We start from the raw sequence: 12,280 nt of genomic DNA, 5'->3' as shown, positions 1-12,280 counted from the left end.
AAGGCTTTACAAGAAACTTTTCAACTACTTTTAACGCCAGATTTGAGAAATTATCAACAATGTTTAATCATCAGCCCAGTTTAAGGGTTGAGCCATTATTTTTTTCCACCAAAAAAGATGGTTAAATATCCTGATGTAAATACACTTCTATTATCTGCCATCGCCATAATATTTACTTTTTTAGAGTAAGCTTCTGCTAAGAAACCAATCTCTAAGCTAATATTTGATTGGCGAAAAGCATCTAATTCAAAGTTTAAAGCAGCTTTCAAATTTACGCCTGGTACAAGGTTTGCATTCCCTAAGCCTTCAAAGAAACCACCACTTCCATAAATATTATTGTAATTATGTTTGGTTGGGTCGTATGCTTCGTCACGAATATTTCCTCTTCCGTAAAATACTTGTACGTAATAAGGTTTTACTACTCCAATCGTTGGTCCGCCAGCAATAATTCCATTGATATTTACGCCGCCATCCGATGATTTATGAAATAAATTAATTTCACGACCATATTGAGGGCGAATCGCAAAAAGGTAATTCTGTTTGCCATCAACATAACTACTTCCGTTCCCTAAGAAACTAATGGTATTTTCTTTTGGATGATTTACATTCACAATTTCAAGATTGAAGTAATGAAACTGGCGATGTAAAGCATTATTATCAATCACGATTTCTTTACGTGCCATTAAACCGCCTAATAAACCAGAATTCGTATTGGTAGTTAAGCCAAAAGATAAAATAGAATGGTAATTTTCTTCATCGACTACTTCTCTTGTCTGAGTAGTTTTAGTCGAAGTATTTCGGCGTTGTGCCTCAGTAGTATGAAACGACAACGAAGCTAAAATGAAGAATAAGAGTGTATTTAGTAGTTTTTTCACAATGGTTTAATCAAAAATTTTATATGAATGAACTAAACATACAATGAATATTGATATTTATCAGACAATCCACAAGTTTTGTTTCTAAAATTGATAATCAATGTCAACAAATTATATAATTATGATAAAAATACGGAATATGATGCTATTTGTTTAAATTTAGGACAAAAATCATCAAATATTTAACACATAACAACAACATAATGCCAACAGTAAAAACTACCTATTTAGGCGACCTCCGTACCGAATCAACACATTTGCAATCTGGTACACAATTACTTACCGATGCACCTACTGATAATATGGGTAAAGGTGAGGTTTTTTCTCCGACCGATTTATTGGCTACTGCTACAGGAACTTGTATGCTAACCACTATGGCAATTTTTGCACAACGTGATGGAATTGAGTTAGCAGGTTCTGGTGTTGAGGTAACAAAAATTATGTCTCAGACACCCCCAAGAAAAGTAGCTCGTTTAGAAATAAACTTAAAAATGAAGACAAATATTGTCTTGACAGAAGAACAAATTAAGAAACTAGAAAACATCGCACACAAGTGTCCTGTTTCACTAAGTTTACATCCAGACTTGGAACAAGCGGTGAGCTTTGAGTGGAATTAGTATTATTGAGTGATTGAGTGAGTGGTGAATTAGTGATTTTTTTTATTATGAAAATAGAAAAATCACTAATTCACCACTCACTCAATCACAAATATTACCTACGCTACTTTTTCTGCTAATTCAGCAAATGAAATATCAAAATGTGAAGCATCATAAATACATTCACCATTTTGAATTACCAATACTTGCGGAGATTGATGTTCAACATCGAAAGTATTAGCAATTTCGGTTGAAATTGGACGAAATTTCAATAAATCTAAGTAATAAGGTTTTAGATCTCCTACACTTTCTTGTTTCCAATTTCTTTCCAAACGATTTAAGGCAGTAGATGAAATTGAACAAGTAGTACTATGTTTCAAAATCAAAATTGGTTGTTGTTTAGATTCCTCTTTGATAGCCTCTATTTGAGACAAATCTGTTAATTGATTCCAGTTCATTGTAATTATTTAGCGCTTCTTCGCTGATTCAGATTATGTAATTGCTTTGTGTTTGTTTTAATATGAAACTAATTAGCTGTAATTTTGATTCAAAATTAATTCAAATTTCATTTGTCAAAGCTACTTTATCATATTTCAATTTACATTTACCAGTTATTAGTCTGGTTTGTAAGTCCTTTCAACAGTAAAGCTAAACGTTGGATTCAAGGTAGAAAAAACTTTCGCAATCAGGTTTATGCTAGTGATTTCTGGATAAAAAAAAATACTTCCGAAGTACCATTGGCTTGGTTTCATTGTGCTTCATTGGGCGAGTTTGAACAAGCCCGACCAGTGATTGAAAAATACAAAGAGAAATTTCCCACACACCATATTTTACTTACTTTTTTTTCGCCTTCTGGCTACGAGATTCGTAAAAATTATGCTGAGGCTGATTATATCTGTTATTTACCTGCCGATACTTCTGCAAATGCCCTTGAGTTTATCGAAATTTTCAAACCATCTGTAGCCTTTTTTGTGAAGTACGAATTTTGGTATAATTATTTGAGAATACTTTCAGAAAAAGGAATTCCAGTAATTTCTTTCTCGACTATTTTTAGAGATAATCAAGTATTTTTCAAAAACTACGGTGGGTTTTATAGGAGTATGCTCGCTTATTTTACGCATATTTTTGTGCAAAATAAAAAATCTTACGAATTGCTAAAAAGTATTGATATTCAGCAGATTAGTGTAGGAGGAGATACTCGTTTTGATAGAGTAAAACAAATAGCAGACGCCAAGAAAGAAATTGAAGTAGTCGCTCAATTCAAAAATAAAAAACCTTTGTTGATTGTTGGTTCGTGCTGGCAACAAGATTTTGATGTGATTGCGCCAATGTTGAACGATTTTAAGCAAGATTTAAAAGTAATTATTGCACCACATGAAATTCATGAGGAAGAAATTACAGCTTGGCAAAAAGTTTTAAAAGGAAAATCTATCAAGTTTTCTGAAATCCAGCATTTGAAAGCTGGAGAATTAGAAACTGCTCAAACGCTTTTTATTGACAATATTGGGATGCTTTCTTCACTGTATCAATATGCAGAATTTGCATGGATTGGTGGTGCTTATCGAAAAGGTTTGCACAATACTTTGGAGGCAGCAACCTTTGGCTTACCTATCTTTTTTGGCAATAATAATTACCAAAAGTTTCAAGAAGCTATGGATTTGATAAGTATTGGCGGAGCGTTTGTGATTGCAGATACAGCTCAATTTAAAAACAATTTTGAGCAACTATATTTTGATGAAACGTTGAGAAAAGAGAAGTCTGCTACGATATTGAGTTATGTGCAAGAGAATTTAGGAGGGACTGCAAAAATTATAAAATTTATCAAGGAATTATCAATATTCTGATACAATAATGAAAGGATTAGTAATGCGTTCAACGGGTTCGTGGTATGAAGTGCTTGATGAAAACAAGCATGTGTGGCAGTGCCGTTTGAAAGGAAAATTTAAAATTCAAGGATTAAAAACATCAAACCCGATTGCGGTTGGTGATAGAGTAGAATTTGAAATTGAAGATAAATTAGAAAACATGGCGACAATCTTCAAAATTTCGCCTCGTGAAAATTATATTATTCGGAAATCAGTTCATAAAACGGCTCATGGGCATATTTTAGCAGCGAATCTTGACCAAGCGGTGATTATTGTCACTTTAAATTATCCGAGAACTTCATTGGGTTTCTTGGATCGTTTTTTAGTTTCAGCAGAATCTTTCAGAATTCCGACGACCATTGTTTTTAATAAAATAGATTTACTTTCTGAAGAAGAAAAAGATTACTTGGCTGATTTAGCGGCACTTTATGAAAGTATTGGCTATCCATGTGTATTTACTTCTGCGGTTGGCAAAATCGGAATCAAAGCTTTTAATGATATTTTGAAAGATAAAATTTCATTAGTTTCTGGGCATTCAGGCGTTGGAAAATCTACTTTGGTGAATCAGATTGCTCCAGAATTAGATTTGAAGACGATGGAGATTTCAAACTTTGCCAATAAAGGAGTACATACCACTACTTTTGCAACGATGTTTAAAATCGAAGAAAATTCCTTCATTATTGATACCCCCGGCATTAAAGAATTAGGGTTGATTGATATTGAAAAGCAAGAATTATCCCATTTCTTTCCTGAAATGAGAGCACTGTTGGGTCAATGCAAATACCATAATTGTAAACATCTTAACGAACCCAAATGTGCAGTAATGGATGCAGTTGGAAGTGGAGAAATTGCAGAAAGTAGGTATAATAGCTATTTGAGTATGATGGGTGATGATGATAACAGAAGATAGTTTACACTGTTACATCTTCTGCTACCGACACCGAAACTCGCATGTCTAATAAAAAAATGCTGCCAAACTGTGTTGCTAAAGCAACATCAGCTGCATCTCTGCCATAAGCTAATACAACTCTATTCCCTTTTGGATAGTCTTGTGTGGCATCAAAAGTGTACCAACGTCCGCCAACAAAAGCCTCAAACCAAGCATGTAAATCCATCGGGTTTAATTCGTGCAAATAACCCACAACCATCCTAGCAGGAATGCTCAAACTTCTACAAAGGGCAATGCCTAAATGAGAAAAATCCCGACAAACGCCAACTTTAGCATAAGCAGTATCTTTGGCAGAAGTAGAAACATTACTAAAGCCGTATTGATAAATGATGTTATGGTGAATCCATTGTCGGATAAGTTCTACTTGGTCATAGCCTGGATAGGCATTTCCTACAATTTGAAAAGCGAGGTTTCCTAATTGGTCAGATTCGCAATATCTACTTGGCAGTAAATAAATCAATTCTTCGGCGGGTAAATCTTCAATCAATACAAATTCTGCATTGGGTGCAACATCAATTTCATCAGCCGTTTGAACAATTGATGAAGTAAAAACTGTGAATTTACCCTGAGGACTTAATAAACGTTGACATAAATTTCCATAAATATCTGTGTATTCTGTAATTGGAACACTTGGTTCAAGAATGTACTCCTCCTTAATAATCCATTGTCCAGAACCACTTCTTGGTCTGAGCATCAGAATTAATGGAGTAGAAGAGTAAGCTTCGTAATCAAGTTGGCAACTTATTTGAAGTTTCATGATTTAGCTTTTATTTATTCTTGTTTAGATATTTGTGAAAATATTTGATTTTGTTTAATTAAAAGTAATTGAATAAACCCAGTATGATGAAAAATTAGTTGTTTCTTCTGCCTCTAAGAAAACTAAAAACGGCAAATATTAAGGCTACAAAAAATAATATTTTAGCGAAATATGCAGCATTAGCAGCAATACCACCAAAACCAAAAACGGCTGCAACTAAGGCAATAATTAAGAATGTGATTGACCAGCGTATCATAGTAATAAAAGTTTAAGTTGAATAAGAATTTATTATTATAAAACTTAAAATTTTTATACCATCATTGATTATCTCATAAGTATTGCCATTTCCACAAAATAGGGATAAATGACAAATTAAATGAGTAAAAAACTACTCATTTGGGGGAGATTGTTTGAATTACAGGGTAAATAAGTGTAAAAAGTGATTTTCTTCCAAAAGTAAGAATAAATAGTTAATTTGCGGTGGTTAAAATTTGTAAACTATAAATTAAATAAATCCAAAAACTTGAAACCATCAATTACAAATCCTACACATCTTTGGGGTATTGATTTAGGAGGTACAAAAATAGAATGTGCCGTTTTAGATAAAACAAATGAATTGTCTGTAATCTGTAGAAAACGCATTCCTACTGAAGCCGATAAAGGCTACCAACATATTATTAGTCAAATAGTTAAATTAGTTAATTTGGTCATAGAGGAAATCGACGAACAGCCTGCTAAAATTGGTTTTGCAACGCCGGGTGTTTTAGACCCAGCTACTCTAACCATGAAAAACTGTAATACTGTTTGTATGAACGGACAACCAATGCACGAAGATTTAGAAAAAGCATTGGGTATTCCTGTGAAATTAGCTAATGATGCCAATTGTTTTGCACTAGCAGAAGCATTGATGGGAGCAGGGAAAAGCTTTCCAAAAGCTGAATTAGTCTTTGGAGTAATTATGGGAACTGGCGTTGGTGGTGGTTTAGTTGTTCATGGGAAAGTAATTTCTGGGCATCATGGAATTGGTGGCGAATGGGGACATAATATTATCGAAGAAGGTGGCGAGCCATGTTATTGTGGAAAAGCAGGTTGTGTAGAAAAAGTAATTGCTGGCCCAGCCCTTGAGAAATATTACCAAAAAATAAGTGGTGAATCGCTAAAGTTGAAAGAAATACTTGAACGTTATTTAGCCAATACCGACGAGTTTGCTACAGCAACCATTGAACGATTATTGGAATATTACGGAAGAGGGATTTCAACATTAATTAATGTGTTGGATCCAGATTTAATCGTAATTGGTGGAGGTGTCGGAAACATAGATTTACTTTACACGGAAGGCTATGAAAGAATAAAGAAGTATATTTTCAATGATAAAAAGATTTCAACTCCTATCGTGAAGCCATTATTAGGCGATAGTGCTGGCGTTTTTGGAGCAGCACTTTTGTAATAAAATTTTATCAATTTCGGAAATGGGATTTTGAACTTGTTTTGTTCGGAATCCCATTTGCTTTTAGATAACAATCAACTTTTTTACTATGATGAAATCTCAAATTACTTTCTAAAAACAATCGCTTTGACAGGTTCTATACGAGTAATAACAAAGGTAGGAATAATTAGTACAAACAAAACCAATGAAACTGTAGCCAAATTCAGTAAAAGTATTACTGGCCAATCCATCATAATAGGCACAGTATTCATGTAGTAATTCACAGGGTCAAGAGGAATGAGTTTAAATTGTTTTTGTAAAAGACAAAGCCCAACTCCAAGTAAATTTCCATAGATTAATCCTCTGAAAATCATCGAAAAACCACTCCATAAAAATATCTTTCTGATTTGCCAATTACTTCCTCCCAAAGCTTTTAAAACGCCAATCATCGGAGTACGTTCTAACATTAATACCAGTAAAATGGAAATCATATTAAAGGACGCCACAAATAAAATAAGGCTCAGGAAAATCACCATATTTCTGTCCAGCATTCCTAGCCAATCGAACAAACCCATGTACAAAGTCGTTACTTTTTCTAACTTCATATCAGGCTGAATTTTACGCTGAATCTTTTTAGTAACTGCATCCAATTGTTCAAAATCATTGATGTAAATTTCATAACTCCCCACAGAATCTGCACCCCAATTATTCATTTTTTGTATCAAACGAATATCGCCAATGATTAAAGTTTTGTCAAACTCTTCCATTTGGGTTTCATAAATACCTTTTACGATTAATTTTCTTGGTCGGTCTGGGGCGTTTAAGAAGTAAATAATTACATCATTTCCAACGCTTAAATTCAGTTTGTTGGCAATAATATTACTGATTAAAATCTCTTTTGAATACTCATCTTTTGAGAAACTAATTTGCTTGCCTTTGATGATATTTGGTTCAAATCTTTTAAAATCAAAGTCACGATTAATGCCTTTCATTACCACGCCCAAAATATCTTGACGAGTTTTCAAAATGCCTGCTTTTGTAGCCGCAGTTTGAATATGAGCAATTTCTTTGATGCTTTTATGATTTCTGAAAAGGTCGCTTTGCTGAGTAATCGGATTTTCTTCGTAAGATTCATTAGCCGAAAATTTTGAAACTTTGATATGTGGTGTAAGGCTAAATAACTTCTGATGAATGGCATCTTTAAAACCAAATAATACTGCAAAAGCAACAATCATCACCGACAAACCAATTGCTATACTTCCCACACCGATGCGAGTAACCGTTCCCGAAAAAGAAGTAGTTTTAGTATTTTGAATGCGCTGAGAAATGAAATAAGGGAAATTCATGCAGTATTTTGTAATTTTGTTTCTTGACTACAAATTAAGTAGTTTTTACTGGTAAAATAATTGATGAGTCGATTTTCGTTCTGTGTAATTTAGTAAAGTGCTTGCTTTTTTATCTTTTAAAAACTTAAATTTCATCATTCAAAACTCTCAACACAAAGCTTACCTTATGTTTCATACAACAAAAATAATTATCATTTTAACAGGTTTTTTGCTGATTTCTTGTGTTTCTATCCAGAAAAATAATGCTCAGACGCTTAAAACTGGTGCAGAACAAACGGCTTTGTATTTGCCCATGTTGAAAGGTAAAACAGTGGCTTTGGTGGTAAATCATACTTCTGTGATTGGGAAAACGCATTTGGCAGATTCTTTGATTTCATTAGGCGTGAAAGTGAAAACGATTTTTGCCCCAGAACATGGTTTCAGAGGAACAGCAGATGCTGGCGAACACGTAGCCAATGGCATTGACAAAAAAACAGGCTTGCCAATTGTTTCTTTATATGGTTCAAATAAAAAGCCAAGCGTAGCACAATTAGAAGGAATTGATGTTGTGATTTTTGATATTCAAGATGTTGGAGCGAGATTTTATACTTATACTTCTACAATGCACTATGTAATGGAAGCTTGTGCTGAAAATGGCAAAGAAATACTGGTTCTTGACCGACCTAATCCGATGGGTCATCTTGTGGATGGGCCAGTTTTAGATAAAAAATTTGCGTCATTTGTAGGATTGAATCCTGTGCCAGTGGTACATGGTTGCACCGTTGGCGAATTAGCTGAAATGATTAATCAAGAAGGTTGGCTAAAAGATGGCGTGAAAGCCAATTTGAAAGTAGTAAAATGTTTAAATTACAAGCATTCAACGCCTTATACTTTACCAATTGCCCCTTCGCCAAATTTACCAAATTTACAATCTATACTTTTATATCCTTCTATTTGCTTTTTTGAAGGAACAGAAGTAAGCGTTGGACGTGGAACTGATACACAATTTCAAGTAATTGGTTCGCCAAATCCTGCAAATGGGACTTTTACTTTTACCCCTGTAGATAAACCTGGTGCCAAAAATCCACCACAAAAAGATAAACTTTGCTACGGTTTAGATTTAACCAAAGTAGATGCCCGAAAAGAAGGTTTTACTTTAAAATATGTTCTTTATTTCTATCAAAAAGCGACGGATAAAACTAAATTCTTTACCAGTATTTCTTCGTTCGACAGATTAGCAGGTTCAGATGATTTACGCAAACAAATTATTGCAGGAAAAACAGAAGCAGAAATTCGTGCTACTTGGCAAAAAGATTTAGAAGCGTATAAAGTAATCAGAAAAAAGTACTTGCTCTATGCTGAATAAGCCTTTGAGTAATTATGACGATTAATTAACATTAAATAAATCACACATTTTGAAACTCCTAAAGTTCTTCATAAAACTGTTTTTGATTGGTTTTTTGCCATTAATTGCCATTGATGGAGCAAGGAAATTGGATTTACGCCTTGACCCTCGCTCACAAAATGCGTATATCGCAACCATTATAGACAAAACTAAGATGCTGGCTACCGTACCAACTCCTAGATTGGTGTTGATGAGTGGCTCAAGTATGGCATTTGGAATCGATAGCGATTTACTTGAAAACGATTTGAAATTGCCCGTAGTCAATGCCGCTTTGCATTACAATTTCGGTAGTCGCTACATGATGGAAGAGCTGAAAACGTATCTAAAAAAAGGCGATGTCGTATTGTTAAGTTTAGAGTACATGGTTACTTCTGAAGGAAAATATGATGAACAATTAATTGCTGCCGATTTTTATCCGCCTTCAAAAGAGTGGATTCACTTTCTATCCATTACGGAAAAAATGGGAGCTTATGCTGTACACCGGCTGACGGATTGTAGATTAATTATCGGTGAAGCCATCAATCATTCAAGAAGTAAACCAATTAGTATTGCCGATACTACTTCTATTTTTTATAGAAACTGTTTTTCGCCCAAAGGTGATTTACTCTGCCATTTGAATAATCCTAAAACTGAAATTGTCTATCCAATCTTATCATCATCAGATTTTACTGAACAAATTAAAGATTTGAACGATTTTTATGCTTTTGCACAAAAAAAAGGAGCGAAAGTGTATTTTACTTTTCCATGTTTAGCACAAAAAAGCTATGAAGAAAATATGGACACGATTCGTAAAATAAGTCAACAGCTTCAAAAAGAACTAAAAATTCCGATTTTAGGAACAGCAGAAAATGCTTTGATGGACGATGCTTTTTTTTATGATAATGCTTATCACCCAAATGCAAAAGGAAGAGAAATTTTTACAAAAAGACTTTTAGAGCTATTTGAGAATAACGGATTTCCTCAAAAAAATGAGATTCCAGAATAAGTTATTATCACTAACTTCGCATCGAAATCAATGATTGTAGTGAAAAACAGGTACAAACACACCTCCTTACTGCCTTTGTAAAGTACCTTAAAATATTCAAATCAATGCTTAATTTTATTATTTTACTTGCCATTACTTTAGTTTTTTTTGATGGATATTTTACTTCAAAGCAAATCAGGGAATCTTTGATAAAAGCATTGTTACTGAACTCTGTTGCGATGGTTTTTAGTACAGAAATTTTAAATCTTTGCTTCAAAATCAACTTCGCTTATATTTTTGGTTTTTGGATTTTGCTCATAGCTTTCTTACTATTTCGTTTAACAAAACACGTAAATCGAAAAGAGAAAGTAATTGAATTGATTGAAAAGATTAAAAAAGAAAGTGCTGGCGTAAGTCTTTTTTTAATTCCTATTTTTATCATTTTGAGTATCACGCTTTTCTTGGCACTGATTTCTCCAGTCAATAATACAGATTCTCTTACCTATCATTTATCAAGAATTGTGTATTGGCTTCAAAATGAACATCTTACTCATTTTGCAACCAACAATCACCGACAAGTAGCCTACAATATTTTTTCAGAATTTGTTATCCTTCATTTGTATGTTTTGGGTAAATCTGATTTTGCAGCCAATTTGGTACAATGGTTTAGTTTTTTGGGCGGGATTGCAGCTTGTTCATTGTTGATAAAACAACTAGGTGGAAGTATCAAAACCCAATGGTTTGGTGCATTGATTGTAGCAACAATTCCGATGATTGTGCTTCAAGCTACTTCTACACAAAATGATTTAGTCGTTTCGTTTTTTGTAGTTTGTGGAGTTTACTTTTCTTTCAAATATGTTCAAGAATTTTCGCTAGAAAATGCCATTTACTTCGGGTTGAGTTTAGGTTTAGCAGAGTTGACCAAAGGAACGGGTTATATTTTTCTTTTTCCATTTTGTCTTTGGCTGGCTTTTCGTGTTTTGTTGGAAAAAAAATGGTGGAAATCATCTAAGATTTGGATTGGGCTTATCCTAATTGTAATGCTAAGTGTTACGATTAATTTGGGATATTATGCCAGAAATTGGGTGATTTTCCATGACCCACTCGGTCATGCTTCTGACAGAATTTCTTTGGAAAATCACTCTCCAGCGGCTTTAATTTCAAATATTACTCGTCAAATTGCTTTGCATATTGGAATGCACTCACCAGGAAATATTTGGAATAATTTTTGGATGAATATTTTACTGACACTTCATGATTTTTTAGGAATTAGCATTTCAGACCCTCTGACTACTTTTGGCGAAGACAGTGTTTTTAAAATTCCAAGATTCACTACTACCGAAGATTTCTCTGGGAATTTCCTACATTTTTTACTCATCGTATTTGTTTCATTTTTCTATTTTCTGAAAGTAAAAAAACAACAAACACTTAGTTTATTTTGGTGTGCTTGTGTGTTGGGATTTATCATGTTTTGTGCTTTACTGAGATTTCAGCTTTTCGGGAGTCGTTTGCATAGTCCTTTTTTCTTGTTAATTTCATGTTTTTGTGCCTTAGTAATTGGCGAAAGAAAGGTGATAAAACCAATTGCTATCGTATTAAGCTTGGCTACTTTACCTTTTTTACTCTTGAATTTTCAGAAACCAATTCTTTCGTTTCATGGACTGACGATGCTTGCTAAGAAATTTGTACCATTAAACGAAAAATCTGGGGCTTTGTCTTTGTATCAAAAAAAGAGTATTCTTGATGCTACTTACCAAGATGTACTTACGCATGAAGGTCTGGATATTCAAGCTGCAGATTTTTTGGCAACTAATGATATTATCCTGAAAAATCATTTCAAATCGGTTGGCTTAGAATTACTTGAAGACGACAAAGATTATTTAATGCTCAGAGTATTAATTCCCGAAGGCATAGAAGTACGCCAAATTGCTGTGAAAGGCATTTTAGGAAAGTTAGAAAGTAAAACATTCTTGCCAGAAGCCATTGTTTCAAGTAGAAGTACAGCTCAAGAAATACAATATCATCAACATATTTATCAGAAAATATCGTCAGGTAAATATTTAAGTATTTATAAAAGATAATAAATTGGGCATAAGCCTTTAAAATATCAACATATCT

The 12,280-nt window shown here is 33.7% G+C and carries 12 protein-coding genes; 7 read left to right on the top strand and 5 right to left on the bottom strand.

Annotated features, from left to right (window positions below; all coding sequences use genetic code 11):
- Nucleotides 1-95 precede the first annotated feature (95 nt).
- Nucleotides 96-875, bottom strand: coding sequence for a hypothetical protein (locus HNP25_RS19085; protein WP_184136890.1), 780 nt, complete (start codon nt 873-875; stop codon nt 96-98).
- A gap of 203 nt (nt 876-1,078) precedes the next feature.
- Here HNP25_RS19085 and HNP25_RS19080 point away from each other — a divergent pair, with 203 nt between their 5' ends.
- Complete coding sequence (locus tag HNP25_RS19080) at nt 1,079-1,492, top strand: OsmC family protein (RefSeq protein ID WP_184136888.1); 414 nt, start codon at nt 1,079-1,081, stop codon at nt 1,490-1,492.
- Between the two features lie 98 nt (nt 1,493-1,590).
- Here the strand turns inward: HNP25_RS19080 and ytxJ are convergent, their stop codons facing one another.
- Nucleotides 1,591-1,929 (bottom strand): bacillithiol system redox-active protein YtxJ, encoded by a 339-nt coding sequence (ytxJ, locus tag HNP25_RS19075; protein WP_184136886.1) that lies wholly within the window; start codon nt 1,927-1,929, stop codon nt 1,591-1,593.
- Nucleotides 1,930-2,040: 111 nt separating this feature from the next.
- Here ytxJ and HNP25_RS19070 point away from each other — a divergent pair, with 111 nt between their 5' ends.
- Nucleotides 2,041-3,315 (top strand): 3-deoxy-D-manno-octulosonic acid transferase, encoded by a 1,275-nt coding sequence (locus HNP25_RS19070; RefSeq protein WP_184136884.1) that lies wholly within the window; start codon nt 2,041-2,043, stop codon nt 3,313-3,315.
- A gap of 7 nt (nt 3,316-3,322) precedes the next feature.
- Nucleotides 3,323-4,246, top strand: a complete 924-nt coding sequence (gene rsgA / locus HNP25_RS19065; protein WP_229202910.1) for a ribosome small subunit-dependent GTPase A — start codon at nt 3,323-3,325, stop codon at nt 4,244-4,246.
- 1 nt (nt 4,247) lies between these two features.
- Here the strand turns inward: rsgA and HNP25_RS19060 are convergent, their stop codons facing one another.
- On the bottom strand, nt 4,248-5,042 hold the full coding sequence (locus HNP25_RS19060; RefSeq protein ID WP_184136882.1) for a transglutaminase domain-containing protein: 795 nt from the start codon (nt 5,040-5,042) through the stop codon (nt 4,248-4,250).
- Between the two features lie 94 nt (nt 5,043-5,136).
- On the bottom strand, nt 5,137-5,298 hold the full coding sequence (locus tag HNP25_RS19055; protein ID WP_184136880.1) for a DUF1328 domain-containing protein: 162 nt from the start codon (nt 5,296-5,298) through the stop codon (nt 5,137-5,139).
- A 267-nt stretch (nt 5,299-5,565) separates the two neighbouring features.
- Between HNP25_RS19055 and HNP25_RS19050 the strand changes: the two genes are divergently transcribed.
- Nucleotides 5,566-6,489, top strand: coding sequence for an ROK family protein (locus tag HNP25_RS19050; protein WP_221432511.1), 924 nt, complete (start codon nt 5,566-5,568; stop codon nt 6,487-6,489).
- 104 nt (nt 6,490-6,593) lie between these two features.
- Here the strand turns inward: HNP25_RS19050 and HNP25_RS19045 are convergent, their stop codons facing one another.
- On the bottom strand, nt 6,594-7,814 hold the full coding sequence (locus tag HNP25_RS19045; RefSeq protein ID WP_184136878.1) for an ABC transporter permease: 1,221 nt from the start codon (nt 7,812-7,814) through the stop codon (nt 6,594-6,596).
- Nucleotides 7,815-7,980: 166 nt separating this feature from the next.
- Between HNP25_RS19045 and HNP25_RS19040 the strand changes: the two genes are divergently transcribed.
- The 3 genes from HNP25_RS19040 (at nt 7,981) to HNP25_RS19030 (ending at nt 12,243) form a co-directional block, all read left to right on the top strand.
- Nucleotides 7,981-9,159, top strand: coding sequence for an exo-beta-N-acetylmuramidase NamZ family protein (locus tag HNP25_RS19040; protein WP_184136876.1), 1,179 nt, complete (start codon nt 7,981-7,983; stop codon nt 9,157-9,159).
- A 49-nt stretch (nt 9,160-9,208) separates the two neighbouring features.
- Nucleotides 9,209-10,183, top strand: coding sequence for a hypothetical protein (locus tag HNP25_RS19035; RefSeq protein WP_184136873.1), 975 nt, complete (start codon nt 9,209-9,211; stop codon nt 10,181-10,183).
- 104 nt (nt 10,184-10,287) lie between these two features.
- On the top strand, nt 10,288-12,243 hold the full coding sequence (locus HNP25_RS19030) for an ArnT family glycosyltransferase (RefSeq protein WP_184136871.1): 1,956 nt from the start codon (nt 10,288-10,290) through the stop codon (nt 12,241-12,243).
- Nucleotides 12,244-12,280 lie beyond the last annotated feature (37 nt).

The organism is Arcicella rosea (genome assembly GCF_014204325.1).
Classification (GTDB): domain Bacteria; phylum Bacteroidota; class Bacteroidia; order Cytophagales; family Spirosomataceae; genus Arcicella; species Arcicella rosea_A.
Note: the sequence above shows the minus strand (reverse complement) of the source record. Positions and strands in the feature narration are given on the sequence as shown.

Coding starts and splice junctions, on each gene's coding strand:
- HNP25_RS19040 (WP_184136876.1), top strand. CDS start 7,981: ATGTTTCATACAACAAAAATAATTATCATTTTAACAGGTTTTTTGCTG.
- ytxJ (WP_184136886.1), bottom strand. CDS start 1,929: ATGAACTGGAATCAATTAACAGATTTGTCTCAAATAGAGGCTATCAAA.
- HNP25_RS19060 (WP_184136882.1), bottom strand. CDS start 5,042: ATGAAACTTCAAATAAGTTGCCAACTTGATTACGAAGCTTACTCTTCT.
- HNP25_RS19030 (WP_184136871.1), top strand. CDS start 10,288: ATGCTTAATTTTATTATTTTACTTGCCATTACTTTAGTTTTTTTTGAT.
- HNP25_RS19045 (WP_184136878.1), bottom strand. CDS start 7,814: ATGAATTTCCCTTATTTCATTTCTCAGCGCATTCAAAATACTAAAACT.
- HNP25_RS19055 (WP_184136880.1), bottom strand. CDS start 5,298: ATGATACGCTGGTCAATCACATTCTTAATTATTGCCTTAGTTGCAGCC.
- HNP25_RS19080 (WP_184136888.1), top strand. CDS start 1,079: ATGCCAACAGTAAAAACTACCTATTTAGGCGACCTCCGTACCGAATCA.
- rsgA (WP_229202910.1), top strand. CDS start 3,323: ATGAAAGGATTAGTAATGCGTTCAACGGGTTCGTGGTATGAAGTGCTT.